At 58.0% G+C, this 25,219-nt stretch carries 24 protein-coding genes; 15 read left to right on the forward strand and 9 right to left on the reverse strand.

Annotated elements, in window-relative coordinates; translation table 11 throughout:
• Positions 1-4: 4 nt before the first annotated feature.
• A complete protein-coding gene (locus ICA16_RS04840; RefSeq protein ID WP_228734128.1) occupies positions 5-1,579 on the reverse strand; it encodes a RimK family protein in 1,575 nt (524 codons plus the stop codon).
• A gap of 92 nt (positions 1,580-1,671) precedes the next feature.
• On the opposite strand from ICA16_RS04840, the gene ICA16_RS04845 reads away from it, so the two are divergent.
• Complete coding sequence (locus ICA16_RS04845) at positions 1,672-2,772, forward strand: GNAT family N-acetyltransferase/peptidase C39 family protein (protein WP_210700081.1); 1,101 nt, start codon at positions 1,672-1,674, stop codon at positions 2,770-2,772.
• A 200-nt stretch (positions 2,773-2,972) separates the two neighbouring features.
• On the opposite strand, the gene ICA16_RS04850 is transcribed toward ICA16_RS04845, so the two are convergent.
• Positions 2,973-4,121, reverse strand: coding sequence for a PQQ-dependent sugar dehydrogenase (locus ICA16_RS04850; protein WP_210700082.1), 1,149 nt, complete (start codon positions 4,119-4,121; stop codon positions 2,973-2,975).
• A gap of 51 nt (positions 4,122-4,172) precedes the next feature.
• Positions 4,173-4,493 carry a hypothetical protein gene (locus ICA16_RS04855; protein WP_210700083.1) on the reverse strand — a complete coding sequence of 107 codons (321 nt, stop codon included), beginning with the start codon at positions 4,491-4,493 and terminating at the stop codon, positions 4,173-4,175.
• A gap of 189 nt (positions 4,494-4,682) precedes the next feature.
• Between ICA16_RS04855 and ku the strand changes: the two genes are divergently transcribed.
• The gene (gene ku / locus ICA16_RS04860; RefSeq protein WP_210700084.1) at positions 4,683-5,549 is read left to right on the forward strand and encodes a non-homologous end joining protein Ku; all 867 of its coding nucleotides are present in this window, start codon (positions 4,683-4,685) and stop codon (positions 5,547-5,549) included.
• Positions 5,550-5,746: 197 nt separating this feature from the next.
• On the opposite strand, the gene lpxO is transcribed toward ku, so the two are convergent.
• Positions 5,747-6,646 carry a lipid A hydroxylase LpxO gene (gene lpxO, locus ICA16_RS04865; protein WP_150603098.1) on the reverse strand — a complete coding sequence of 300 codons (900 nt, stop codon included), beginning with the start codon at positions 6,644-6,646 and terminating at the stop codon, positions 5,747-5,749.
• A 380-nt stretch (positions 6,647-7,026) separates the two neighbouring features.
• On the opposite strand from lpxO, the gene ICA16_RS04870 reads away from it, so the two are divergent.
• Both ICA16_RS04870 and ICA16_RS04875 read left to right on the forward strand, forming a co-directional pair.
• Positions 7,027-8,613 carry an ABC-F family ATPase gene (locus tag ICA16_RS04870; RefSeq protein ID WP_150603099.1) on the forward strand — a complete coding sequence of 529 codons (1,587 nt, stop codon included), beginning with the start codon at positions 7,027-7,029 and terminating at the stop codon, positions 8,611-8,613.
• A gap of 245 nt (positions 8,614-8,858) precedes the next feature.
• Entirely contained in the window at positions 8,859-10,046 is a 1,188-nt protein-coding gene (locus ICA16_RS04875; RefSeq protein ID WP_210700085.1) for an MFS transporter, read from the forward strand.
• A 91-nt stretch (positions 10,047-10,137) separates the two neighbouring features.
• Here the strand turns inward: ICA16_RS04875 and ICA16_RS04880 are convergent, their stop codons facing one another.
• Together ICA16_RS04880 and ICA16_RS04885 are read right to left on the reverse strand one after the other, a co-directional pair.
• Positions 10,138-11,175 carry an alpha/beta hydrolase family protein gene (locus tag ICA16_RS04880; RefSeq protein WP_210700086.1) on the reverse strand — a complete coding sequence of 346 codons (1,038 nt, stop codon included), beginning with the start codon at positions 11,173-11,175 and terminating at the stop codon, positions 10,138-10,140.
• Between the two features lie 236 nt (positions 11,176-11,411).
• On the reverse strand, positions 11,412-12,023 hold the full coding sequence (locus ICA16_RS04885; protein WP_047301015.1) for an FMN-dependent NADH-azoreductase: 612 nt from the start codon (positions 12,021-12,023) through the stop codon (positions 11,412-11,414).
• A 128-nt stretch (positions 12,024-12,151) separates the two neighbouring features.
• Between ICA16_RS04885 and ICA16_RS04890 the strand changes: the two genes are divergently transcribed.
• Both ICA16_RS04890 and ICA16_RS04895 read left to right on the forward strand, forming a co-directional pair.
• Complete coding sequence (locus ICA16_RS04890; RefSeq protein WP_150615699.1) at positions 12,152-13,060, forward strand: LysR substrate-binding domain-containing protein; 909 nt, start codon at positions 12,152-12,154, stop codon at positions 13,058-13,060.
• Positions 13,057-13,416 (forward strand): MmcQ/YjbR family DNA-binding protein, encoded by a 360-nt coding sequence (locus ICA16_RS04895; RefSeq protein WP_210700087.1) that lies wholly within the window; start codon positions 13,057-13,059, stop codon positions 13,414-13,416. The genes ICA16_RS04890 and ICA16_RS04895 overlap by 4 nt, the downstream gene beginning before the upstream one ends.
• A gap of 119 nt (positions 13,417-13,535) precedes the next feature.
• Here the strand turns inward: ICA16_RS04895 and ICA16_RS04900 are convergent, their stop codons facing one another.
• Together ICA16_RS04900 and ICA16_RS04905 are read right to left on the reverse strand one after the other, a co-directional pair.
• Positions 13,536-13,964 (reverse strand): DUF1294 domain-containing protein, encoded by a 429-nt coding sequence (locus ICA16_RS04900; RefSeq protein WP_210700088.1) that lies wholly within the window; start codon positions 13,962-13,964, stop codon positions 13,536-13,538.
• A complete protein-coding gene (locus tag ICA16_RS04905; RefSeq protein ID WP_150603105.1) occupies positions 13,961-14,791 on the reverse strand; it encodes an undecaprenyl-diphosphate phosphatase in 831 nt (276 codons plus the stop codon). The genes ICA16_RS04900 and ICA16_RS04905 overlap by 4 nt, the downstream gene beginning before the upstream one ends.
• 304 nt (positions 14,792-15,095) lie before the next feature.
• Here ICA16_RS04905 and ICA16_RS04910 point away from each other — a divergent pair, with 304 nt between their 5' ends.
• The 9 genes from ICA16_RS04910 (at position 15,096) to ICA16_RS04950 (ending at position 23,506) form a co-directional block, all read left to right on the forward strand.
• The gene (locus ICA16_RS04910; RefSeq protein WP_210554720.1) at positions 15,096-16,730 is read left to right on the forward strand and encodes a methyl-accepting chemotaxis protein; all 1,635 of its coding nucleotides are present in this window, start codon (positions 15,096-15,098) and stop codon (positions 16,728-16,730) included.
• Between the two features lie 363 nt (positions 16,731-17,093).
• On the forward strand, positions 17,094-17,657 hold the full coding sequence (pnuC, locus tag ICA16_RS04915) for a nicotinamide riboside transporter PnuC (RefSeq protein ID WP_210700089.1): 564 nt from the start codon (positions 17,094-17,096) through the stop codon (positions 17,655-17,657).
• The gene (locus ICA16_RS04920) at positions 17,654-18,178 is read left to right on the forward strand and encodes an AAA family ATPase (protein ID WP_210700090.1); all 525 of its coding nucleotides are present in this window, start codon (positions 17,654-17,656) and stop codon (positions 18,176-18,178) included. Before pnuC ends, ICA16_RS04920 begins: the two co-directional genes overlap by 4 nt.
• A 356-nt stretch (positions 18,179-18,534) precedes the next feature.
• Positions 18,535-18,984, forward strand: coding sequence for a hypothetical protein (locus tag ICA16_RS04925; protein WP_210700091.1), 450 nt, complete (start codon positions 18,535-18,537; stop codon positions 18,982-18,984).
• Position 18,985: 1 nt separating this feature from the next.
• On the forward strand, positions 18,986-19,558 hold the full coding sequence (locus ICA16_RS04930; protein ID WP_210700092.1) for an adhesin: 573 nt from the start codon (positions 18,986-18,988) through the stop codon (positions 19,556-19,558).
• A gap of 71 nt (positions 19,559-19,629) precedes the next feature.
• Positions 19,630-20,622: a heme utilization protein gene (locus tag ICA16_RS04935; protein ID WP_150615707.1), complete on the forward strand. Its 993-nt coding sequence runs from the start codon at positions 19,630-19,632 to the stop codon at positions 20,620-20,622.
• 62 nt (positions 20,623-20,684) lie between these two features.
• Complete coding sequence (locus ICA16_RS04940) at positions 20,685-21,365, forward strand: C39 family peptidase (RefSeq protein WP_210700093.1); 681 nt, start codon at positions 20,685-20,687, stop codon at positions 21,363-21,365.
• A gap of 44 nt (positions 21,366-21,409) precedes the next feature.
• Positions 21,410-22,156 (forward strand): hypothetical protein, encoded by a 747-nt coding sequence (locus tag ICA16_RS04945; RefSeq protein ID WP_210700094.1) that lies wholly within the window; start codon positions 21,410-21,412, stop codon positions 22,154-22,156.
• A gap of 45 nt (positions 22,157-22,201) precedes the next feature.
• Entirely contained in the window at positions 22,202-23,506 is a 1,305-nt protein-coding gene (locus tag ICA16_RS04950; RefSeq protein ID WP_150615710.1) for a transporter, read from the forward strand.
• Positions 23,507-23,600: 94 nt separating this feature from the next.
• On the opposite strand, the gene ICA16_RS04955 is transcribed toward ICA16_RS04950, so the two are convergent.
• Positions 23,601-24,926: a sigma-54 dependent transcriptional regulator gene (locus ICA16_RS04955; protein WP_150603115.1), complete on the reverse strand. Its 1,326-nt coding sequence runs from the start codon at positions 24,924-24,926 to the stop codon at positions 23,601-23,603.
• Positions 24,927-25,219 lie beyond the last annotated feature (293 nt).

Below are 25,219 nucleotides of genomic sequence, written 5' to 3' on the forward strand. Positions count from 1 at the left end.
CGCTTCACCAGGCCTGGCCGCGACGTTTGAGCTCCAGCCGCCGCACAAACTCTTCCAGCACCAGTGAATACAAATCGTCCTGCAAATAAGCGTCTTCGATACCGGCGTCCATGTTCGGGTTGTCGTTGACTTCGATCACCACCACCTTGTCGCCGGCCTGTTTCAGGTCCACGCCATAGAGGCCGTCGCCGATCAGGTTGGCCGTTTTCACCGCCAGCTCCACCACGGCGCGGGGAGCCTCGTGGACCGCCATTGTCCGGCATTCGCCGTTGATGTCCTGGCCCTTGGCCTTGTGGTTGTAGATTTGCCAGTGGCCCTTGGACATGAAGTACTGACACGCGAAAATCGGTTTGCGGTTGAGCACGCCAATGCGCCAGTCGTACTCGGTGTAGAAAAACTCCTGGGCCAGCAACAGCACCGAATGTTCGAACAGCTCGGCCGTGGCTTCGAGCAGCGCCTGCTGGCTTTCGACCTTGATCACACCCCGCGAGAAACAGCCGTCGGGGATCTTCAACACCAACGGAAAACCAAGGCGTTCCCCTACCCGCTCGAAATCTTCGGGTCGCTCCTTGTACAGAATCTCCGTCGCGGGCATGCCCAGTTGATGGCTGTTGAGCAGGTCGGTGAGGTAGACCTTGTTGGTGCAGCGCAGAATCGAGGCCGGATCGTCCATCACCACCAGCCCCTCGCTTTCGGCCTTCTTGGCGAAACGGTAGGTATGGTTGTCGACGCTGGTGGTTTCGCGAATCAGCAAGCCGTCGTACTCGGCGAGTCGCGCGTAATCCTTGCGCTCGATCAGTTCGACGTCGATGCCCATGGTCTTGCCGACCCGAACAAAGTTCGCAAGCGCCTTGCTGTTTGATGGCGGCAACGCTTCTTGCGGATCGTGCAAGATCGCCAGGTCATACCGCGCCACTTGCTTGGAGCGAGGCACCCGCCAGACTTTGCGGCTGAAGCCATCAAGCGCATTGGCGAATTGATCTTCCTGGTCGTCGCGCAACTTATGCAAAGTGCCGGACTTTATGCCCTCGATGTGCCAGCCGTTAGTTCGACGAAACTCAACTAACAGAATCGGACAGGGAAACACTTCAAACAATTGTCGAGCCAGATCCTGTAACGGCTCGATATGCGTTTTGCCAAAATACAGCGTCAGGGTGAAACCTTCGGTATCGCTGTAGAGATGATGGCTGAGGGCTTTTTCCAGGGTTTTATCGAGGTCGTCCAGAGCCAGGCCGTAGAGTGATTTTTTGGTCAGTTCGCTGATCGTGCGAACCGACGGAATCACTTTGTGCCCCCGGGCTTCGGCCAGCAGCGAGCAGTAATAGCCATGGCCGAGATACTTGTAGCTGCGGCACAGATTGATTACCTGCACACGCTTGCCTGGCTCGCTGTCTCGGGTTTGCTCGAGGTATTCCTGCGCCGTGATGATGTCCTCGCTGGGGAAGTACGAAGCCCAGTCTTCCTTGCGTTCGACAATGATCAGCACTCGACTGGAAGTGCCGGACGCTGAATTTAAATAAGTTGCCGCCGGCAAACTTTGCTCGGATACTTCGCGCCAATGACCCTGTACCGCTGACATAGAGATTGATCCGTTGGAGAACAAGACCTTTTCTATTAAGCACGAAGTTTTTCGAAAGTCTCGTTTCGTTACGCAACTTTTACGGTGGTCATATGAGTGCTGTTTTTCGTTTGGCGGTAATTGAAGATCTGCCGGCGTTGCTGGCATTGGAAATGCAATGTTTCACCACGGACGGGCTCAGCCGTCGCAGTTTTCACTGGATGATTACCCGCGCCCACGCACAATTGCTGGTGGCCGAGCTCGACGGCCAAATACGGGGTTACGCACTGGCGTTGTTTCACCGTGGTACGTCGCTGGCGCGGCTGTATTCCATCGCGATTGCTGCCGAGGCGCGCGGGAGCGGGTTGGGTAAGCAACTGCTGCAACGGATCGAGACTTGCGCGCTGGAACACGATTGCGCGTACCTGCGCCTGGAAGTACGCACCGACAACCCCGCCGCCATTGCCCTGTATGAACGCAATGGTTACCGGCGTTTTGCACTGATCCACGACTACTACGAAGACCATGCCGACGCGCTGCGCCTGGAGAAACGCATTCTTCAGCATCGAGACTCACGCAGCATCAAAGTGCCTTGGTACGGACAAACCACCGATTTCACTTGTGGCCCGGCGTGTCTGTTGATGGCCATGGGGGCACTGCAGTCAGAACGCTTGTTGGAGCGCCGTGAGGAATTGCAGATCTGGCGCGAGGCGACCACCGTTTTCATGACGTCGGGGCATGGTGGTTGCAGTCCGCAGGGATTGGCGCTCGCGGCGTGGCGACGGGGATTTCGCGTGCGTCTGGAGTTGAGTCTGGCGGGGCCGTTGTTCCTCGACGGCGTACGCAATGAGCATAAAAAAGACGTCATGCGCCTGGTCCATGAAGAGTTCACCGCGCAGTTGGCGCAGACCGATGTCGAGCGAGTGATAGGTGCTGCGCTGGATTTGCCGCGCTTACTGCAAGCGGGAGGCCAACCGCTGGTGCTGATCAGCAGCTATCGGCTCACGCGATCGAAATCGCCGCATTGGGTGGTGGTGACCGATTGCGATGAGGATTTTGTTTATCTGCATGACCCCGACGTCGATCACAGCCAGCATCGCCAGCCCATGGACTGCCAGCATGTGCCGGTCAGTCATGGAGAGTTCGAGAAGATGTGCCGGTTTGGGCGGGGGAAGCTGCGGGCTGCTGTGATTCTTTACTCACGTAGTGATTAGCCTGCCCCTGACCCTGATTCTGACACTGACCCTTATGCTGATGCTGATGCTGATGCTGATGCTGATGCCGATGCCGATGCCGATGCCGATGCTGAACCTGTAGGAGCTGCCGAAGGCTGCGATCTTTTGATCTGGTTTTTAAAAACAAGATCAAAAGATCGCAGCCTTCGGCAGCTCCTACAAGGGCATGCATTTCAAAGTCAGGGCTTCAGGCCGATCTTATAGAGCGAACCCTTCTCCTCATCCGTCAGCACATACAAATACCCATCCGGCCCCTGTCGCACGTCACGAATGCGCTGTTTCAGTTCACCCAGCAAGCGCTCCTCATGCACGACCTTGTCGCCATCGAACTGCAAGCGAATCAACTCCTGGCTCACCAACGCGCCGACAAACAGGTTTTGCTGCCACGGCTTGAAGCGATCGGCATCGTAAAACGCCATCCCGGTGACACCCGGCGATTTTTCCCAGACATGGCGCGGATCGACACCCCCTTCAACAGTTTTTCCCTTGGCCTCCGGGATCGGCAGCAGCGAATAGTTGATGCCGTGGGTCGCCAGCGGCCAGCCGTAGTTTTTCCCGCGCTCGATGATATTCACCTCATCGCCACCGCGCGGGCCGTGTTCGTTTTCCCAGATTGTGCCGTTCCACGGGTTAAGTGCTGCACCCTGCGGGTTGCGAATGCCGTAGGCCCAGATTTCCGGGCGCACGCCTGATTGACCCACGAACGGATTGTCGTCCGGGACTTTGCCGTCCGGGTAGATCCGCACAATCTTGCCTTGCAGCTTGTCGAGATCCTGCGCAGTCGGCCGGTCGTTGTTTTCACCCAGGGTGATGAACAGATAACCATCGCGATCAAACACCAGCCGAGAACCGAAGTGGTTGCCGGTGGAGAGTTTTGGTTCCTGGCGGAAGATCACTTTGAAATCCTTCAGCGTCTTCAAGTCATCCGACAGGTAACCGCGCCCCACCGCCGTGCCGGCCTTGTCTCCCGCGCCGCCACCTTCGGCGTAGGACAGGTAAACCAGTCGGTCCTGTTTAAAGTCGGGTGACAACACGACATCCAGCAAACCGCCCTGCCCCTTGGCCCACACTTGCGGCACGCCGTCTATGGGTCCCGATAGCTTGCCATCGGCACCGACCACGCGCAGATTGCCCGGTCGTTCGGTCACCAGCATGCCTTGGCGATCCGGCAGGAAGGCCAGCGCCCATGGATGCTCAAGTCCTTGGGCAATCGTGGTGACTTCAAGAGTGCCTTGCTCGCTTTGCAGCTCTTGGGGGGCGGCGGCGAACACCGGAGCGCTTATCAGAGCGCCGGCGCACAGGCTGGCTAGAAGGGTTTTACGCAACATGCACGATTCCTTTTGTGGTTTCAAAGGCTGGCCGACCGTTTGATCTGCCGTTTAACGTTGAGTGTCGGTGCTTCGCGAAGGTGGGTTGGGAATGAATGTGGGCGGCTTGCTGGGCACCGAGCGAATCGGCTGGCCATTGCCAATGCCCCTGTTGTCGAGCGTTGGCGGACGTGGCACGGGAACGGTGTTCGGCACTCGGATGGGCGGCGAACTGGGCTGGGTACCCTGCATGCTGTTGGGATTGGCCCGGCGAATCGGACTGTTATAGGGGTTGTTGCTGTTGCCGGTCGGACTCTGCGCCAGCACAACGTCCGCATGAACCAGACCGCCACTGAGTGTCAGGACGGCGATGCCAATCAGAAATCGGTTCATGGGACAGCCTCTCGATGTGCGTGGAGTAGAGCCTTCGAGTCCACGCTACGCTTCAGGTTCGGATTTGTTAACCCGTCGGTCTTAAACAACATGTAACACGGCTTGACCGAGCCAGACTGAAAACGCGCATTCTCCGGAAACTTTCGCGCCGGGCTTCAGGTCACCTGATCATCACTCGGAGAACTCACCATGGCTCGGGCAATCTGGAAAGGCGCGATCAGCTTCGGACTGGTCCATATCCCTGTCGCGCTGGTTTCAGCGACCTCGTCTCAAGGCGTGGATTTTGACTGGCTCGACAGTCGCAGCATGGACCCGGTTGGCTACAAGCGCGTCAACAAGGTGACCGGCAAGGAAGTTACCAAGGAAAACATCGTCAAAGGTGTGGCCTATGAAAAGGGCCGTTATGTGGTGCTCAGCGAGGAGGAAATCCGCTCAGCGCACCCGGTTTCGACCCAGACCATCGACATCTTTTCCTTCGTCGACGCCGAGCAGATCCCGTTACAGAACATCGACACCCCCTATTACCTGGCGCCGGATAAGCGCGGTGGCAAGGTTTATGCGCTGTTGCGTGAAACGTTGAGCAAAACCAACAAGGTTGCCCTCGCCCGCGTCGTCTTGCACACGCGTCAGTATCTGGCGGCGCTGATGCCGCTGGAGTCAGCGCTGGTACTGGTGAAATTGCGTTGGCCACAGGAAGTACGCGGTCTCGACCAGCTGGAACTGGGCAGCGAAGTGACCAAGCCGCAGTTGGCCAAAGGTGAGCTGGACATGGCCAAACGTCTTGTCGAGGACATGAGCGGGGACTGGAGCCCCGAGGATTACAAAGACGAGTTCGAAGACAAGATCATGGCACTGGTGGAGAAAAAGGCCCATGAGGGCGAGATCGAGGATGTCGAGACGGTGGGTGGCGAGGAACAGCGCAAGACCGCCGATGTGATTGACCTGACCGAGCTGCTGAAACGCAGCCTGGGTGGCAAGACACCGGCTAAACCGAAGGCCAAAACGGCCGCGAAAGCAACGCCGGCGAAGAAGACCAAAAAGGCATCCGGGGCATGACAGTTGAAGGATTGTCAGCTGACTGACAGGTTGTTTTTGAGAGAGTCATCGCGAGCAGGCCGGCTGCACGCAATTCCTGTAGGAGCTGCGGCACGCTGCGATCTTTTGATCTGGCCTTTAAAAAAAGCAAAGTCAAAAGATCGCAGCCTCGTTTCACTCGACAGCTCCTACAGTCAATCGCGCAGTTTCGAGGTCACTCAGATCAGGATGAAGATCGCCAGCAAACCACCAAAAATCGCCCACTTTTCCATGTAGTACCGCGCACGATTACGCTTTTTCAGCTCTTTGCCACGCAGCCGGATCTTGTAGATTTTGGTGAACAGGCGATTGATCCCACCGGTACGATCGCCCGCATCATTGGGCGCACCGGCGGCGGACATCACCGTACGGCTGAACCAGCGATTGAACGCGGCAGCCCAGCGATACTTCAGCGGTCGCTCAATGTCGCAGAACAGGATGATCCGGTTCTTGTCAGTGGTGTTTTCCGCGTAATGGATGAAGGTTTCATCGAACATCACCGCTTCACCGTCGCGCCAGTGGTAGTTCTCACCGTCGACGTTGATGTAACAACCCGCGTCGTTAGGCGTGTCCAGGCCCAAGTGGTAACGATAGGAACCGGCGTAAGGGTCGCGATGGCGTACCAGTTTCGAACCTGGCGGCAGCTCGGCGAACATCGCAGCCTTGATCGAGCCAATGCTCTGCACCAGTTCCGTGGTGCGCGGGCAAAGCTTCATGGCCGACGGATGGCTCTCGCCGTACCACTTGAGATAGAAACGTTTCCAGCCGCTTTTGAAGAAGGAGTTGAAACCGACGTCGTCATATTGGTTCGAGCGCTTGATTTCCCCCGCACGCAGCAGGTTCTGGCCCTCTTCGCGGATTTCTTCCCAATGCGCCTGCAACGGGCTCAGGTCGGGAAATTCAGTCGGATCAAGGTAAGGTTTGTTCGGCTTTTTCGAGAACAGGTAGAGAAAGCAGTTGATCGGCGCCAGAAACGTCGAATGGTCGCTCAGTTGTCGCCCCAGTTTGTGGCGCACACGGCCACGCAAGTGAACGTATGCAATGGAAATGACATAAATAGCAGCAATGATGAGTTTCACGGAATTCGTCACACGTCAGAAGTGAACAAACTGCGCGCCTGTCGGCCTGAGGCCCAGCGTCTTATGCAGTGGTCTGAGTACAAAATGGCACGTCCTTGAGCCCGCGCCGCTGTAGGGCGGTGGTTGAATGGATGGCATTTTAGCCACACTTTGTAACGGATAGTGAACCTTCATCTGTGAAAAACTGTCCCGCGATAGTGCCAATCGGCACCCGCGACGTCTTCGCCCTATCGTTTAAAGAGCCAGACCAGTACAATCGCCGCCAAACTTTACGCGCCCCCTTGGTTGATGCCGGGAACTCCCCGCTTCAGCGCACTTTGACTCGGGCCAAGCGCTACGGCCGCACCCTCGCTATTCAGAATGCTTCGCAGGAAAAACTCTTGATCTCTACAGCTAACATCACGATGCAGTTCGGCGCCAAGCCGCTCTTCGAAAACGTTTCCGTCAAATTCGGCGCGGGTAACCGTTATGGCCTGATCGGCGCCAACGGTTGCGGCAAGTCGACCTTCATGAAAATCCTCGGCGGTGACCTTGACCCGTCGGGTGGCCAGGTCATGCTCGAGCCGAACGTGCGCCTGGGTAAGCTGCGCCAGGATCAGTTCGCCTACGAAGAATTCACCGTAATCGACACCGTGATCATGGGTCACGAAGAGCTGTGGAAGGTCAAGGCCGAGCGGGATCGCATCTACTCGCTGCCGGAAATGAGCGAAGAAGACGGCATGGCCGTTGCCGAACTGGAAACCGAATTCGCCGAAATGGACGGCTACACCGCCGAATCCCGTGCCGGTGAACTGCTGCTGGGCCTGGGTATCGGCATCGAGCAGCACTTCGGCCCGATGAGCGAAGTGTCGCCAGGCTGGAAACTGCGTGTGCTGCTGGCACAGGCGCTGTTCTCCGATCCGGAAGTGCTGTTGCTCGACGAACCGACCAACCACCTGGACATCAACACCATTCGCTGGCTGGAAAACATCCTGACCCAGCGTAACAGCCTGATGATCATCATCTCTCACGACCGTCACTTCCTGAACAGCGTATGCACCCACATGGCTGACCTGGATTACGGCGAGCTGCGTCTGTTCCCGGGCAACTACGACGAGTACATGACCGTGGCGACCCAGTCCCGCGAGCAACTGCTGTCGGACAACGCCAAGAAGAAAGCCCAGATTTCCGAACTGCAATCGTTCGTCAGCCGCTTTTCGGCCAACGCCTCGAAAGCCAAGCAGGCCACTTCCCGCGCCAAGGCGATCGACAAGATCCAGCTGGCCGAGGTCAAGCCTTCGAGCCGTGTCAGCCCGTTCATCCGTTTTGATCAGAACAAAAAGCTGCACCGCCAGGCTGTCATGGTCGAGAAGATGGCCAAAGGTTTTGACGGCAAGCCACTGTTCAAGGACTTCAGCTTCCAGGTTGAAGCCGGCGAGCGCGTAGCGATCATCGGCCCGAACGGTATCGGCAAGACCACTCTGCTGCGTACCCTGGTCAACGAACTGACTCCGGATGCCGGTAGCATCAAGTGGACCGACGCGGCCGAGCTGGGCTACTACGCCCAGGATCACGCGCATGACTTCGAAGACGACATGACCCTGTTCGACTGGATGGGTCAGTGGACTCAGGGCGAGCAAGTGATCCGTGGCACTTTGGGTCGCATGCTGTTCTCCAACGACGAAATCCTCAAGTCGGTGAAGGTGATTTCCGGTGGTGAGCAAGGCCGCATGCTGTTCGGCAAGCTGATCCTGCAAAAGCCGAACGTGCTGATCATGGACGAACCGACCAACCACTTGGACATGGAATCCATCGAGGCGCTGAACCTGGCGCTGGAAAACTACCCGGGCACGCTGATTTTCGTCAGCCACGACCGTGAGTTCGTATCGTCCCTGGCCACTCGCATCATCGAGCTGAGCCCGGACGGCGTGACCGACTTCAGCGGTACGTACGATGATTACCTGCGTAGCCAAGGTGTGGTGTTCTAAAAAGCAGCTTCGAGTTTTCAGCTGCTAGCTGCATGTCAAAAGCCCTGTCCATGTGACAGGGCTTTTTGCATTCAAGTGTTGAAGATCAAAAGATCGCAGCCTTCGGCAGCCCCAACACCGGACCGCTTTTGATCTTTGTAGGAGCTGCCGAAGGCTGCGATCTTTTGATCGTTAGCCAGCTTCCTTTTGTTCCACACCCACGCCATGATGCGAATTCTCCCACCGCCGCCCGCGAACGAGTCCTCATGTCTGCGCAGCAACTGCCACCGCAAAGCTCCATGGCGATCACCGTGCAGATCGTCTCCATCGTTTTCTATACCTTTATTGCCTTCCTCTGCATCGGTCTGCCGATTGCGGTGCTGCCGGGTTATGTACATGAACAACTGGGTTTCAGCGCGATCATTGCCGGGTTGGTAATCGGCTCGCAGTACCTGGCCACCCTGCTCAGCCGACCGATGGCCGGGCGCATGTCTGACACCCTCGGCACCAAACGGGCGATCGTTTATGGCTTGCTGGGGATTGTGCTCAGTGGCGCGCTGACGCTGCTGTCCACGTTGCTGCAAAGCTATCCGCTGCCGAGCCTGCTGATTCTGATTCTCGGCCGATTGCTGTTGGGCATTGCGCAGGGGCTGATCGGTGTCGGCACCATCAGTTGGTGCATGGGCCAGGTCGGGGTTGAGCACACCGCCAGATCCATCGGCTGGAACGGCATCGCGTCGTATGGCGCCATTGCGATTGGCGCGCCGCTGGGCGTGGTGATGGTGGCCGAATACGGTTTCACCAGCCTCGGCATTTCGCTGTCGGTGTTGGCGGCGGGGGCATTGCTGTTGATCCGCAACAAACCTTCGGTGCCGGTGATACGCGGTGAGCGCCTGCCTTTTTGGGCCGTGTTCGGGCGGATTGCACCGTTCGGCGCGAGCCTCACGCTGGCCTCGATCGGCTACGGCACACTCACCACATTTATCACCCTTTATTACCTCAATCGCGGATGGAGCGGCGCGGCGTATTGCCTGACGGTGTTCGGCGTGTGTTTCATTGTGTCGCGACTGCTGTTTATTTCGGCGATCAGTCGATTCGGCGGATTCACCTCGGCCATCGTGTGCATGACCGTTGAAACCGTGGGGTTGGTGATGCTGTGGCTCGCGCCCTCCACCGCTTTCGCATTGATCGGCGCCGGACTGGCGGGTTTCGGCCTGTCGTTGGTGTATCCGGCGCTGGGGGTCGAGGCGATCAAGCAGGTACCGGGTTCCAGTCGTGGTGCCGGGTTGAGTGCCTATGCGGTGTTCTTTGATCTGGCACTGGCGGTTGCCGGGCCGTTGATGGGGGCGGTGGCGTTGAATCTGGGGTATTCGTGGATTTTCTTCACTGCGGCGCTGTTGTCGGTGACGGGGCTGGGGTTGACCTTGATGCTCAAGCGCCGGGCGAGCCCCTGAAAAGCAGGATCAAAAGATCGCAGCCTTCCGCAGCTCCTACGCCAAGCCAATGTAGGAGCTGCCGAAGGCTGCGATCTTTTGATCTTATGGGTTACTGATCCGCAGTCTGCATCCCCGCCCGTGTAGGCCTGCCCAGCGCATGGGCGAAAAATCGACCCGCCTCGGAAATCAGGTTGCGATGGATGTCTTTGCGATCAACCCCATCGGCATCCGTGCACAACGCCGGCATGGCAATAATCTGCTCTTCGTTGCACGGCGCCATGAACACAAAGTGCCCTGCCCCGGCCAGCAATTTGAAATCCGGTGCGGTCGGCAGTTTGCGCGCCAGTGCGGCAGCGTTTTTATCGAAAGCGACGAGTTTGTCGCCATCGCCGCTGTACAGCAGCACGGGCACATGCACGTCAGCCAACGTATGTCGGCCGAATTTCAAACTGAGCGGCGCCATCAGCAACAAGGCGTGCACGCGTGGGTCGGCCACCGGCTGCAAGTCATCACGGTCAACAATGAGCTCGCCTTGGGTGTTGCAGGCGTCGCGGTCGTCCGGGCGTTCCTGGCAATAGCGGCGCAGGCGATCCAGGTCCGGTTGTGCCCCCGAAAGAATCAACGCTGTCTCGCCCCCAGCCGAATAGCCGATCACGCCGACCTGTTCTGCATTGACGAATGGCGCCAGCATGGGGTCGCCAAGGGTCGCAGTAATCGCTTCGGAAATCTGGATCGGTCGCCCGTAAAGATTGCTCAGGGTGCCGAGTCGGCTGTGATCTTTGGAGTTGTCGCCGGGGTGAATCACCGCCACCACGACGAACCCCTTGCGCGCCAGCGACGTGGCGAGATCGTGCAGGGCCAGCGGCGTGCCGGTGTTGCCATGGGACAGCATCAGCATCGGGAAACGGCCCATGGCGACTTTGGTGTCTTCGCCGGCTTCGACCGAATAACCCTCGAGCAGGCTCAGGTGTTCGCGGTCGTTGGAGGGATAGAACGCGATGGCGCGCATCGGTTGCAAGTCGAGCGGATCGAGGAACGTCATCTCGTGGTAACCGACGCTCCACACAGGATGACGCCCGGGCGCCGCCTGCACTGAATTCAGGCTGCCGAGCAGGCAAATCAGTAACGTTGCACAAAGACGCATCACGGGATGCCCCACCCTGTTGTGACTCAATCCAAAGATCCGTTGCAGTGCGAGCCCCGAACGACGGGCAATCGATGTTCCGGGTCGAGACTGCGCGCAGACGCTGATCGTTTGACTGCATAACCCGGGCCAGATTATGTAACAGTCAGAAACAAAAAACTCCGTATTTGGCCATTGCGGAACCAGAATACAGAGTTTTTGAGAGACTACCTGAACATCAGCTGTTCTTTACGCAAGCCTTACGCGGCGGCGAACAGTTGCTCGCTGATCTTCGCTTGCGCGGCGGTCATGGCGTTGTTGCGCACTTCGTCACCGTACGCCAGGCCTTCGGCACGGACGATTTCGATGTCGGTGATGCCAAGGAAACCCAATACCAGCTTCAGATATTCTTCGTGAGCGATGCCGCTGGCCTGACCGGCGTGAATGCCGCCAGAGGTGGAAACGATCACCACTTTCTTGCCACCGCACAGGCCTTCAGGGCCGGCTTCGGTGTAGCGGAAGGTCTGACCGGCAACGGCAACGCGGTCGATCCACGCCTTGAGTTGCGTCGGTACGGTGAAGTTGTACATCGGTGCAGCGATGACTACAGCGTCGGCGGCGATGAACTCGGCCAGTGTCGAAGCGCTGAGGTCGGCTTCGTGTTGCTGTGCGGCGTTACGCAATTCAGCGGTGGTGCCGGCGGCAACCAGAGTGGTCGACGAGAAGTGGCTGATGGCATCGGCGGCCAGGTCACGGTAAGTCACCACAGCGCTTGGCTCAGCGGCCTGCCAGGCTTTGACGACTTCGCTGCTCAACAGACGGGAAGCCGAGTTGTCGCCCAGAATGCTCGAATCGATATGCAGCAGTTTCATGTGGGATCTCCTGGAATGAATCGCCGGTGGCGGCGGAATGGAGACAATCCTACGCAAGAAACCAATAGCTGATTAGCCGCCAGCAATGCGATAGTTCGTCCCACTGATAGAACAGTTGGATACCAACCATGCAAGATCTCAACGATCTCTACTATTTCGCCAAAGTCGTCGAGGCTGGCGGTTTTGCGGCAGCCGGACGTCTGCTGGGGATTCCAAAGTCACGACTGTCACGCAGAATCGCCGAACTGGAAGAGCGCCTCGGTGCGCGTTTGCTGCAACGCACCACGCGCCAACTCAATCTCACCGCCGTCGGCGAGCGTTATTTGCGTCACTGTCAGGCGATGCTGCTTGAAGCGGAAATGGCCGACGAAGCCGTCGCCAGCATGTCCAGCGAACCGCGGGGTCGTTTGCGTGTGTCATGCCCTACCGGTCTTGCGCATGAAATGCTGCCGTGGGTGATCAGCGACTTTCTCGGCAAATTTCCTCAGGTGCAACTTGAAGTGGTGCTGCTTAATCGTCGGGTCGATCTGGTCGCCGAAGGCTTTGATGTTGCCCTGCGCGTACGCGAGCTGGGTGATGAAGATCCATTGCTGGTCACCCGACGTCTGCGCCAGGCACAAACGGTGGTCGTGGCCAGTCCGACATTCATGCAAGGCCAGTCGATCAGCCATCCGCAAGAGCTGAAGAACCTGCCGGTGCTCGGGGCGCTGGAGGCCGATCGCTTGGTGCACTTGCGTTTACTCGATCAGCAGGGCAACAGCTTCGAACTGAGCATGGAAGCACGGCTGGGCATCGACGATTTTGTCGTGCGCAAGGCCTGCGTACTGGCCGGCCAGGGTTTCACGATGCTGCCTATGATGTTTTGCGAAGCGGAGCTGGAAAGCGGCGCTCTGGTGCAATTGCTGCCCGAGTGGTCGCTGCCCGGCGGTTGGCTGCAAGCAGTTTACCCGCATCGGCGTGGGGTCATGCCGGCGGTGCGTGCGTGGATTGATCACCTGGTCGAGTCGTTCAATGCCTGTGGGGAGCGGTTGTTATGAGCAAGGGAAAAATGAGCGAAGCGGATGTCGCCGCGTTTTGTCTGGCCTTGCCCGGCGCGCGAGAAGACTACAAGTGGGGTGGCGTGCGGGTGTTTTCGATTGCGGGCAACAAGATGTTTGCCTTGCAGGGTTTACGCGTGGATTCGCTGGCGTTCAAGGTCGACAAGGATCTGTTTCTCGGGCATTGCGATCGGCCGGGGATTCATCCGGCGCCGTATCTGGCCCGGGCACAGTGGATCATCATGCACCCACCCTACCCGCTGGGCACCGAGGAATTGCAGGGGTTGCTGCAACGCTCGCATCAGTTGGTGGTGAGCAAGTTGCCGAAGAAAACCCGGGTTGGCCTACTTCTGTAACTCACTCCCTGTAGGAGCTGCCGAAGGCTCGGGCCGCGATCGGACGATCTTTTGATCTTGTCTTTTAAGATCAAAAGATCGCAGCCTTCGGCAGCTCCTACAGGGGGTTTGCGGTGGGGTTAGAGCTGGGTTAGCAGATTCGAACCAAGGAACAACTGGTCGATCCAGAACACCTGATGCAGCGCGACAATCACCCAGAACAGCACTTGAAACGACACCTTGCGCGTCTTGTGCCTGAACACTTGCTGGGCGATCAACGCACCCGGCCATCCGCCAGCCAGCTCCACCGCGTGGAGGATGTTTTCCGGCGTGCGCCATGCATCGGTGCGCGCCTTGCGTTTGTCTGCCCAATACATGAAGAACGCCAACACGCTGACGATGCCGTACGCCGCCAGCGGCACCAGAGAAATGCCGCTCAGCCACATCGACAGCGAGCCGGCCAACGGCAACGCGCAGACGATCAACAGAACGACCAGCTTCAGTTTCAGGTTCTGAATGCTGCCACCGGACGGCCGACCTTCGGGTCGGCGGGCGCGCGAATCATTCATGCCTTGGCCGCCGTCCAGTCCACCCAGCCGAACTGCCACGTCGCCAGAATCACCAGCCCGAACACGATCCGATACCAGGCGAATGCCGCATAGCTATGGCTGCCGATGAATTTGAGCAAGCCGCGCACCGCGATCATCGCGAAGATAAACGCGGTGACGAAACCGATGGCGAACACCGGAAAATCCGCCGGCACAAACAGATCCCGATACTTGTAGCCCGAGTACACCGCGGCACCGACCATGGTCGGCATGGCGAGGAAGAAAGAAAACTCGGTAGCCGTCTTGCGCGACAGGCCGAACAGCAGGCCGCCAATGATCGTCGAGCCGGAACGCGAGGTGCCGGGAATCATTGCCAGGCATTGCGCGAAGCCGATTTTCAGCGCGTCGCTCCAGCGAATTTCATCGACCGTCTCGGCATGCACTTCATGCTGACGCTTTTCGGCCCACAACATGATCACCCCGCCCACCACCAGCGCGGCCGCCACGGTGATCGGGTTGAACAGGTATTCGTGGATAAGATCAGCAAAAATCACTCCCAACACCACGGCTGGCAAGAATGCGATCAGCAGATTAGCCGTAAAGCGACGCGCACTTGGCTGGGTCGGCAAGCCGATGACCACGTCGAAAATCTTGCGGCGAAATTCCCAGACCACCGCGAGAATCGCGCCGAGCTGAATAATGATGTTGAACGCCATGGCCCGTTCGCCGCCGAAGTTGAGCAAGTCGGCAACAATGATCTGGTGTCCGGTACTGGAAATGGGCAAAAACTCCGTCAGCCCTTCTACAACTCCTAGTATCAATGCCTGCAAGGCGGTCCAAAGATCCATCAATCCCCCAAAGAGCGATGCACGCCGGCATGCCCCGATAGTATTTTTTTACGTTCACTGCGATCAGCGTAGCTGGTTAATGCTGGACCGATTCCGCGCGCACAGGATCCTTACGAAAGGGTCAAAATTCCGTGAAATAGCAACTTCGATTCAGGTTTTCACGCGCGGGGCCGAAATCCTAACAGACAAGCCTTAATAGCGCTGCCGCGTTATACGACTTGGGTCGCGTATGCCCGCCTACGAAATCGTGGTTGGATGCTGGCGGTCGTTAATTACAAGAAAAAGAATCCGGAGTGACAGCGTTATGAACAGCTTGCGCAGTGTGTCGATCAGCCGACGCTTGTGGCTCATCCTGATTGTGGCAGTGGTCATGTTGCTGACCTTGGGCGCATTGATGCTCAAGCAGATCCACGATGACCTGTATCACGCCAAAGCCCAGAAAACCCAGCATGTGGTGCAGACCGCCAGCGGCCTGCTGACCTATTACCACGACCTAGAAACCGCCGGCACGCTGACCAAGGAAGCCGCGCAGAAACAAGCCCTCACCGCCATCCGTGGCCTGCGCTATGACCAGAGCGATTACTTCTGGATCAACGACCTCACGCCCGTAATGGTCATGCACCCGACCAACCCCAAGCTCGAAGGTCAGAACCTGTCGGCGATCCGCGATCCGGACGGCTTTGCGGTGTTCAACGAGATGGTCGCGATTGCCAAGTCCAAGGGCGCCGGCATGGTCGACTACCGCTGGCCGAAGCCTGGCGCGAGTGAGCCGGTGGCGAAAACCTCTTACGTGAAATTGTTCGAACCGTGGGGCTGGGTGCTTGGCTCCGGGGTTTACGTCGACGATGTGCAGGCCGAATTCCAGGGCCAGGTGATCAAGGCCACCGTTATCGGCCTGGTGATCGCCGTGATCATGGCGCTGTTGGTGATCCTGATCGCGCGCAGCATCGTGCGCCCCTTGCAGGAGACCGTGAACGCCATGGCCAACATCGCCAGCGGCGAAAGCGACCTGACCCGCAGCCTCGACACCCACGGCAAGGATGAAGTCACCGAACTGGCTCACCACTTCAATGCATTTACCGCCAAATTGCGCCGGGTGATCGGTGAGTTGCAGGTGTCGGCCAGCGCGCTCGGTCAATCGTCCAGCGAACTGGGCAACGATGCCTCGCAGGCCCAACAACGTAGCCAGCAACAGTCGCAACAAATGGAGTTGGTCGCCACCGCGATCAACGAGGTGACTTACGGCGTGCAGGACGTGGCGAAAAACGCTGAGCATGCCGCCGCCGAAATGCGTGATGCCGAGGCGCAGGCGCAACAGGGCCAGATCAATATCGACGGCAGCCTGCAACAGATCGACAAGCTCTCGGGCACCATTGACCAAGCGGTCGAGGTGATTCGCACTTTGGCCACCGAAAGTACCCAGATCGGCAGTGTGCTGGAGGTGATTCGTTCGATCGCCGAGCAAACCAACCTTCTCGCCCTCAACGCGGCCATCGAAGCAGCACGGGCCGGTGAACAGGGTCGTGGATTTGCCGTGGTGGCGGATGAAGTGCGCTTGCTGGCGCAGCGTACACAGAAGTCGACAGCGGAAATCCAGTCGATGATCGAACGCCTGCAAAATCACTCCGAGGCAGCGGTCAAGGTTATCGGTGACAGCAGCAAGGCGTCGCAACTGACCATTGAACAGGCTGGGCTGGCTGGAGCTAGCTTGAATGCCATCGGCCAGGCATTGCGCAATCTCAATGGCCTGAACGCATCGATTGCCAGCGCCACGCTGCAACAGGCGCATGTGGTCGAAGACATCAACCAGAACGTTACTCAGGCGGCGGGGCTTTCTCACAGCACGGCCGTGGCGGCAGAACAGTCGAGTGCGGCCAGCGTGCGACTTGGCCAGTTGAGCGAACAACTCAACGGCCTCCTGCGCCAGTTCCGCGTCTAACGCCATTCTCCTGTAGGAGTGAGCCTGCTCGCGATAACGGTGGATTTGTCGATAGAGATGTCGCCTGACCCACCGCTATCGCTGGCAAGCCAGCTCCCACAAGTTTTTGTGCAGCGCCATCATTTTGAGCACTACATAAATCCATGTGGGAGTTGGCAGGCTTTGTCGGCGTGCCACAAAGGCTGAGCACCGCAAAAAATCCATGTGGGAGCTGGCTTGCCAGCGATGAGGGCCCAACATTCAGCATCATTGTTGAGTGTGCCGACGCTTTCGCGAGCAAGCTCGCTCCTTGGGTCCTTCAGTGTTCTGGCGAATACAGTACAATCCGCCCCCTCTTTCAACTCCCCCCCCCAAGGAACCCACATGTCCGGGCTTGAACTGTTTGCCGCCGCTCTCGGTGTCATTGCCGTGTGGCTGACGGTCAAACAGAATCCGTGGTGCTGGCCGATCGGGCTGGTCATGGTGTTGCTCTATAGCTGGATCTTCTTTGAAGTGAAGCTGTATTCGGACATGATGCTGCAAGTGATCTACGCCGCGCTGCAGGTTTATGGCTGGTGGCAATGGACGCGCGCCGGGACGATGCATGACGGGCGTCAGGTCACCCGCCTGGATGCTCGCTCGATTGCGCTTGGCCTGAGTGTCGGCGCAATTGGTAGCGTGTTGCTGGGGGCTGCGATGGCGCATTGGACTGACGCTGCGCAACCGTGGCTGGACGCGGCGCTCACCGGGTTCAGCCTGGTCGCGCAGTTGTGGATGGCGCAGAAACGCCTGCAATGCTGGGCGCTGTGGTTCGTGCTCGATGTGATTTTTGTCGGGCTGTTCCTTTATAAGGGGCTTTACCTCACCGCGGGCCTGTACGCACTGTTCACCGTGATTGCCATTCAGGGCTGGCGCGAATGGCGCGCCGACCCGGCACTGCGCACATGAAGGTCGTGGTTCTGACCGGTCCGGAATCCACTGGCAAGAGCTGGCTGGCGGCGGGTCTTCAGCAACAGTTTGGCGGTCTGCGGGTGGACGAGTACGTGCGCTGGTTTATCGAGCAGAACCCGCGCGACACCTGCCTGGCCGACATCCCCGAGATCGCCCGCGGGCAACTGCAATGGGAAGATCAGGCGCGGGCGCAGCAACCGTCGCTGCTGATTCTCGACACCCACCTGTTGAGCAATATTCTCTGGAGCCAGACCCTGTTTGGCGCCTGCCCGGAATGGCTGGAAGGCGAGTTGCTGGCGCGCCATTACGACCTGCACCTTCTGTTGTCCCCGGAACGAATTGACTGGACCGATGACGGTCAGCGCTGCCAGCCGGACCTTGATCAGCGCCTGGCTTTCTTCCAGGCCACGCGCGATTGGCTGGAACAGCATCGGCAACCTTGCCAGATCATTCAAGGCGACTGGGCCGAGCGCCAGGTGCAAGCCTTTGCGGCAGTCGCAAAGCTGTTGGCCGAGTAAACCGCCTGATGGGTCACTTGCCCCACTGTTTCACCCTGTTTTGGGGGCAAAGTGTCCATTCCTGAAACACTGACGCGAGTGCAGAGTGGCCGTTTCAGAGGCATTCATCGCTTTGTCATGGCACTTGTTACGCCACTGATACACATCCCGGCAAACCCTTGTTCCAGAGCTTTGTTCAGCCAATAGACGGGCTGGCGAGACTGCTTGTGTTTCAACGATGAAACACCCTGTGCATCGACTCTGCGCGTGCTTGCGGTAACCCGCTGGAAAACAACAACAATTCAAAAGCGGCACAGCTTTCGCTATCTCCTTCACAACGCTGACAAGGGCAGCCCACTGAAGAAGGAATTGCAGCCGTGGGGAATATCAAAAAGAGCATCACCTGCCTTCTGCTGATCGGATCAGCAGCCAGCGCATTTATCAGTTTCAACGTTCAGGCCGAAGGCAATGGCGTGATCGTCCTTGATCGCGATGTTCAGCCTATCCCAATCGGCCGCAATGGCGGCAAAGACCCCTACCCGACGACCGTCAACGCCAACCCCTCCGCTCGAATCAACCAGACCCTGAGCAGCACTGAACTCAGTGACGGTGACTTCGCCGGGATCGCCAGTGGTTCTTCGATACGCGGCAACATGAACACGCCTGCTTCGAACCTTCCGGGCATGAACACGCTGACCAACACCAACGGCTTGCCGGGCATGCGCACTGGCACCGGCGGCGGCGCTGGCGGCTCGATCTCCAATACCGTCAACCGCGCCATGAGCACCGGCCTGGCCCCCCTGACCCGCATGGCCGGAGGCCAATGAGATGAATCGCACTCTTCTTCTCCTCGCCTTGCTCGGTTGCACCAGCGCCATGGCTGACCCAAGTTCAGTCAACAGCGCAAACATTCAGGATTCAGGCGTGCAATACCGCGGCAATTTCAACGTCAACCAAGCCGCCGGTGACCAGATGCAGCAAGCCAACACCAAGGCAATTGCCATCGGCACCGAATCCCACGCCTCCACTCGCGTCATCCAGAAGATCGACACACCTGCCGATCGCTCGATGAACGCCAGCGCCAACATCGGCGGCAACTCTTTCAGTAATGGCAACGGAGTACTGGGTGTGAACCAGGGTGCCGGGGCCAATAACCAGATGGCCAACGTGACGCGCGTCAGCATCAGTGCTGCCCCGCAGAGCGTTGACGATAGCGCCCTTTCGCAACAGAACGTGGCGTTGTTACCGAGCTCAGGAGCAACTGGTACCTCACCCGGCAGTCGCCAGGTCACGACAAGTGATCAGGCCTTCACCGGCAGCCGCGGGATAATCCAGGTGAACCAGAGTGCCGGGGTGGGGAACCGAATGGCCAACACCCTGAGCATCCGGGTCGCAGACTGACCCAAATAAAAAGCAGTGCAATTAGAAAGTACCAACACTTAACCAACTAATAAGCACGACGGAGAAACACCATGAAACCTACAATGGCTCTCAAACCACTGGTTTTCGCACTTGCAGCAGTGATGGCTATCGCAGCACAGGCAGGCGGTCGTGATGACGATCATGGTAATGGACACGGCAACGGTCATGGTAATAACCAGCCTAGGGGCCCAAGCCTTGAACAACTGCTGCAAATCACTGCAGGCGCCGGCGCCGCTGTGCTCGATGAGCAAGACAGCGACGGCAACGTTGTCAAAAACCAGGGCACGCTGAATAACGCTAACGCCAGTGACTCGCTCAACAACTCCAACGGCAACATGGGTGCCAACGTGGCAGCCGGCGACGGCAACCAGCAGGACAACGCTGCTGCATTGGCCACCGCTGACGAAAGCTTCATCTTCGGTAACGCTGTTGCTGCCTCAAGCGCCACTCAAACCAACAACAACAACTATGTGAAAAACTCGTCCACCTTCAACAACGCCACGCTCAACAACGCAGGCAACAATGGTTCCGGCAACATCGGCATCAACGTCACTGCCGGTAACTTCAACCAGCAGAAAAACAACCTGGCGATCGCCGTATCCGGTGGCCGCGTAGCTCAGGCTGCTGCATCTGCCAACCAGTCTTCCACTGGCCTGGTTGTAGAAAACAAAGGCGTGCAGGCCTACAAAACCGACACCCTCACCGGCACTTATGCCGCTGCCGGGACGTTCAAGGCAAAAGGCACTGCAACCATCGAAGACGATAATGATCACGGCGGTTGGGGCAATCGTGGCGGCGGCCACGGCGGCAACGATGATCAGAAAGCCAAGTTCGAAGCCGTGGGTACCTTTGGCCTCGCTGGCGTAACCACTCAGCAAGTGATGACCAAAGACGGCTGGAAAGCGCCAGTGGTCAACAATGCCAACATGACCAACTCGATGAACAACTTCTCCGGCAACGGTGGGGCCAACGTCTCGTCTGGTGTGGGCAACCAACAAAGCAACTCGCTGTCCATCGCCGCAGGTTGCAGAGCCTGCCTGTAATCGCGATCGAACGAAAGCCCCGGAAACGGGGCTTTTCCTCAGTCCGCAAAGGCGTATCGATCATGCGTAAGACGGCCCTTCTCGCTTTGCTGTGCCTGTGCGGTCTGACTCAGGCGGCACAGATGCCTGTGGCTGCCTTGCCGGGCGGCACACTCGTCTACAAGGACGTGCAAAGCATTCGTGAGCGCAAGTTTGCCGACATTGTCGAACAGAAAACCGATTTCAGCTGCGGCGCTGCCGCACTGGCCACGGTGTTACGCCAGGCTTATTGGCTCGACGTCAATGAGGAGCACATCATCAAAGGCATGCTGGTCACTGCAGACCAGGACCTTGTTCGTACTCAAGGCTTCTCCATGCTCGACATGAAGCGCTACGTTGAAAGCATCGGCATGCGTGCCAGAGGCTACCGGATACCGCCCGAGAAGCTCGAAGCGGTGACGATTCCGGTGGTGGTACTGATAGATATTCGCGGCTACAAGCATTTCGTCGTGTTGCAGCGTGCAGACAAGGAGTGGGTTTACATCGGAGACCCTGTCCTGGGTCATAAGCGCTACAAACACGATGACTTTGTCAAAGGTTGGAACGGCATTGTCTTCGCCATCGTCGGTCCCGGGTACGACAAGGCCAACGCCTTGCGCAGTCCACCGGTACCGTTGACGGCCAAGAACCAGCTGGATGGCTTCAATCCTGTCAAAGATGCTGAATTGATGGATTTCGGGTTCATACAGAGCGACTTCTTTTAATCGCCGACTATATAAAAAGGGACTGGATGTCCCGGGAGCAGCAGATGAAAACCTCATACTGGCTGGCCGCCGCCTGCCTGGCGGCGAGTGCTTCAGGCTATGCCAATGCAGGATTCACACCTATCGAAATCAAGGACCATGAGCTCGCCGAGCTGCGTGGTCGTTATGTCATGCCGGGGCGAATCATCAGCTTCGGCATTGTAATGAGCAGTACCTGGCGCAACGCCAGCGGTGACTTGATCGGAGCAGCGACCTCGATGCAGATCCAGGCCGCGACGGTAAAACCGGAGTTCTACGTCTCGACCATCAAGGAACACGGCAATGGCAGCACCCCGACGCTGGGTACTGGCAGTGTCATCGGTGGCGCGGGGCTCAACAGCAGCCAGGGCGTGACGCAAAGCGTACGTGCCGCGGGCGACAGCAATACCGCCAGCAACAATGTTGCAATCAACGTCAGCGAAGCCAGTCAGGCGCCAGCGCTGGCACCTTCCCAAGGCCAGGCGCTGGTCGCCGGACAAACCATCAGTGGCAGCAACGCTGCGGGCAGTGTCGCGGTGTCGGCCACTGGCGGCGGCGTTCAAATGGCTATTCAAGCCAGCGGCAATCAGGGGACTGCACTGCAACAAGTCGCCCAGGGCGGTTTACTGCAGAACACTCGATTGCTGGGCAGCGCCAACGTGGTCAATAACCTGACTCAACTCAACGTCGTATTGAACAATAACGGCAGAAGCGCCGGCGCACTGGACTGCAACCTGACTCAACTCGGGGCCCTACGCAATATCGGATATTGAACTACGCTGAGTCTCGATCATTGGGCATAAAGGGACGGCTTATTCATGTATCGATCAGTATCACTGCGTGCCGCAGTGTGTTTGAGCACTCTTCTCCCTGCCGCAATGTTGCAAGCGGCTCCCAACGCGGATGTAGAGGCCCTGAAACAGGAACTTCTGGAGCTCAAGCAACGCTACGAAGTACAACAAAAAGCCCTGGCGGTACTCGAGCAACGGGTCCGCCAGGTTGAGGAACAACCCTCTGCCCCACCGCCAAAACGGCTGGCGAAATCACCGTCGGACATGAAAGGCAATCGCGTCGCCACCGGCACCGGTGCTGCCGCAGCATCCGGGGGAGCCGCCGGGGGCAGCGGCGCCTCTTACGGGCAATCGCTGGCTGACGATTCACAACCGGCGCAAAGCGTATCGAACCTCTATGACGAGGCCAGCGGCTTCTTTGGCGGCGGTAAGTTCAGCGTTGAAACCGGCGTCACTTATTCACGCTATGACACCCGCCAGTTGATTCTCAACGGCTTCCTGGCACTGGACTCGATCTTTCTCGGCAACATCAACCTCGACCGGATCAAGGCCGACACCTGGACCCTTGACCTCACGGGCCGCTACAACTTCGACAATCGCTGGCAGTTCGACCTGAACGTGCCGGTGGTGTATCGCGAGTCGACGTATCAGTCGGGCGGCGGCAACGAGGGTGCGGCAGGCGTTACTACCGAGGAAACCGTCACCAAGGATCCAACCCTCGGCGACGTCAACTTCGGTATTGCGTACAAGTTCCTCGACGAGTCGGTCAACACGCCGGATGCAGTCGTCACCTTGCGGGTCAAGGCGCCAACCGGCAAGGATCCGTTCGGCATCAAACTGCGTCAGACCGACGCCAACTCCAACCTGTTCGTGCCTGACACCCTGCCGACCGGCAACGGCGTCTGGTCGATCACACCGGGCATCTCGCTGGTCAAGACGTTTGACCCGGCCGTGCTGTTCGGTAGCCTGTCCTATACGCACAACCTCGAGGAGTCGTTCGACGATATCAGCTCCACCGTCAACCAGAAAAACCCGGGCAAGGTGAAGATCGGCGACAGCTTCCAGATCGGCGCCGGTATTGCCTTTGCACTGAACGAGAAAATGAGTATGTCGTTCTCGGTATCCGACCTGGTGCAGCGCAAAAGCAAACTGAAGCAGGATGGCGGGGATTGGGAGTCGGTGGTATCCAGTGACGCCAACGCCGGTTACTTCAACGTCGGCATGACCATTGCGGCCACCGATAACCTGACCATCGTACCCAACCTGTCTATCGGTATAACCGAGGATGCCCCGGACTTTTCCTTCAGTCTGAAATTCCCGTACTACTTCTAAAGCAACAGCAAAGATCGCAGCCTGCGGCAGCTCCTACATAGATCTAATGTAGGAGCTGCCGCAGGCTGCGATCTTTTGCTTTTGAGCTATCTAACTAACGAATCTGATGCTTGTGCAGCAGCCGATAAAACGTGGGCCGCGAAACCCCAAGCACTTTGGCGGCAATACTGAGGTTGTCGCTGTGCCGGTTCAGCACATCGCACAGGGCCTGGCGTTCGGCGCGGGTCTTGTAGTCTTCCAGGGTGCCCATGGGCGTGGCGATCGAATGCTGGCTGATCAGCCCCAGATCCCGCGCTTCGATCTGCCGACCTTCGGCCAACACCAGGCCGCGACGAACGCGGTTGGCGAGTTCACGGACATTGCCGGGCCAGTCATGCTTACCCATGGCAATCAACGCATCTTCGCTGAAGCTGCGCGGCCGGCGGCCCGTTTCGTGGCTGTAGAAATGTGAGAAGTGGTTGGCCAGCATCGACAGATCCCCATGCCGTTCGCGCAACGGCGCGGTGACGACTTGCAGCACGTTGAGCCGGTAATACAGGTCTTCACGAAAGCGCTTCTTCTCAATTGCCGCCTCGAGGTCGACGTGGGTCGCCGCCAAAACGCGCACATCCACCGCAATAGGCTGACTGCCACCGACCCGCTCGATGTGTTTCTCCTGCAGAAAACGCAGCAGATTGGCTTGTAATTCCAGCGGCAGATCACCGATTTCATCCAGAAACAACGTGCCACCGTTGGCCGCCTCAATACGCCCGACCTTGCGTTGATGAGCGCCGGTAAACGCACCTTTTTCGTGGCCAAACAGCTCGGACTGAATCAGATGTTCGGGAATCGCCCCGCAATTGATCGCCACAAATGGCTTGCTGTGGCGTTGGGATTGGCGATGCAGGGTGCGCGCGACCAGTTCTTTACCGGTACCGCTTTCGCCACGGATCAACACCGGCGATTCGGTGGGTGCCAGTTTGCTGAGCAACTTGCGCAGTTCGCGGATCGGTTTGCTGTCGCCGAGCAGTTCATGCTCGGGCTGATCCACATGGATCGTGCCCTGCCCGCGCAGACGCGCCATGCCGAAGGCCCGACCGAGCGTGACTTGCACCCGCGACACGTCGAACGGCAAGGTATGAAAATCGAAAAACCATTCGCAAACGAAGTCGCCAACGTTCTGCAAACGCAGAACTTCCTGATTGAGCACAGCGATCCATTCGGTGCCGCTGCGGCTGATCAGCTCCTTGACGGCTTCAGGTCGCTCCAGATGAAAGGGCTGCAAACGCAAGAGCCCGACATCACAGGTGCGGTCGGCAGCGTTTTCCAGGGTACAACTGTCGACATCCCACCCTACCGCGCGTAAACCCGGTAACAGGCGATGGCAGTCGTCGCACGGATCGACCACCAATAAACGTCGTAACGCAGGCGCTTCGCTCATGACTGTTCCTTGGCGCCAAATTTTAGGAAAAGGTTGAAAAAACAGTCATTTGGCAGACCTGGCTGTAACATTAGCAAGATTTTGACAGCGCCTTGTATCGATTGCTTATAGGTGTACAAGCAAACTCGTTATAAGAACTACAGTTGTTAGTTAGCTATCGACTTATGTCTGGATGAATCCCAGTTAATAAGCTTTCGCCAAGCTTTCAAAACCGGTTTAAAACCGGGTATATGAAAGAAAGTCGAAATTTCTTTGCCAAGAGTGTGACCTGCTCCGGGGTTGCGTGCATCAGT

Origin of the sequence: Pseudomonas anatoliensis (assembly GCF_017976235.1) — a bacterium.
GTDB lineage: Bacteria > Pseudomonadota > Gammaproteobacteria > Pseudomonadales > Pseudomonadaceae > Aquipseudomonas > Aquipseudomonas anatoliensis.

Coding starts and splice junctions, on each gene's coding strand:
- ICA16_RS04840 (WP_228734128.1), bottom strand. CDS start 1,579: ATGTCAGCGGTACAGGGTCATTGGCGCGAAGTATCCGAGCAAAGTTTG.
- ICA16_RS04845 (WP_210700081.1), top strand. CDS start 1,672: ATGAGTGCTGTTTTTCGTTTGGCGGTAATTGAAGATCTGCCGGCGTTG.
- ICA16_RS04850 (WP_210700082.1), bottom strand. CDS start 4,121: ATGTTGCGTAAAACCCTTCTAGCCAGCCTGTGCGCCGGCGCTCTGATA.
- ICA16_RS04855 (WP_210700083.1), bottom strand. CDS start 4,493: ATGAACCGATTTCTGATTGGCATCGCCGTCCTGACACTCAGTGGCGGT.
- ku (WP_210700084.1), top strand. CDS start 4,683: ATGGCTCGGGCAATCTGGAAAGGCGCGATCAGCTTCGGACTGGTCCAT.
- ICA16_RS04875 (WP_210700085.1), top strand. CDS start 8,859: ATGTCTGCGCAGCAACTGCCACCGCAAAGCTCCATGGCGATCACCGTG.
- ICA16_RS04885 (WP_047301015.1), bottom strand. CDS start 12,023: ATGAAACTGCTGCATATCGATTCGAGCATTCTGGGCGACAACTCGGCT.
- ICA16_RS04890 (WP_150615699.1), top strand. CDS start 12,152: ATGCAAGATCTCAACGATCTCTACTATTTCGCCAAAGTCGTCGAGGCT.
- ICA16_RS04895 (WP_210700087.1), top strand. CDS start 13,057: ATGAGCAAGGGAAAAATGAGCGAAGCGGATGTCGCCGCGTTTTGTCTG.
- ICA16_RS04900 (WP_210700088.1), bottom strand. CDS start 13,964: ATGAATGATTCGCGCGCCCGCCGACCCGAAGGTCGGCCGTCCGGTGGC.
- ICA16_RS04905 (WP_150603105.1), bottom strand. CDS start 14,791: ATGGATCTTTGGACCGCCTTGCAGGCATTGATACTAGGAGTTGTAGAA.
- ICA16_RS04910 (WP_210554720.1), top strand. CDS start 15,096: ATGAACAGCTTGCGCAGTGTGTCGATCAGCCGACGCTTGTGGCTCATC.
- pnuC (WP_210700089.1), top strand. CDS start 17,094: ATGTCCGGGCTTGAACTGTTTGCCGCCGCTCTCGGTGTCATTGCCGTG.
- ICA16_RS04920 (WP_210700090.1), top strand. CDS start 17,654: ATGAAGGTCGTGGTTCTGACCGGTCCGGAATCCACTGGCAAGAGCTGG.
- ICA16_RS04930 (WP_210700092.1), top strand. CDS start 18,986: ATGAATCGCACTCTTCTTCTCCTCGCCTTGCTCGGTTGCACCAGCGCC.
- ICA16_RS04935 (WP_150615707.1), top strand. CDS start 19,630: ATGAAACCTACAATGGCTCTCAAACCACTGGTTTTCGCACTTGCAGCA.
- ICA16_RS04940 (WP_210700093.1), top strand. CDS start 20,685: ATGCGTAAGACGGCCCTTCTCGCTTTGCTGTGCCTGTGCGGTCTGACT.
- ICA16_RS04945 (WP_210700094.1), top strand. CDS start 21,410: ATGAAAACCTCATACTGGCTGGCCGCCGCCTGCCTGGCGGCGAGTGCT.
- ICA16_RS04950 (WP_150615710.1), top strand. CDS start 22,202: ATGTATCGATCAGTATCACTGCGTGCCGCAGTGTGTTTGAGCACTCTT.
- ICA16_RS04955 (WP_150603115.1), bottom strand. CDS start 24,926: ATGAGCGAAGCGCCTGCGTTACGACGTTTATTGGTGGTCGATCCGTGC.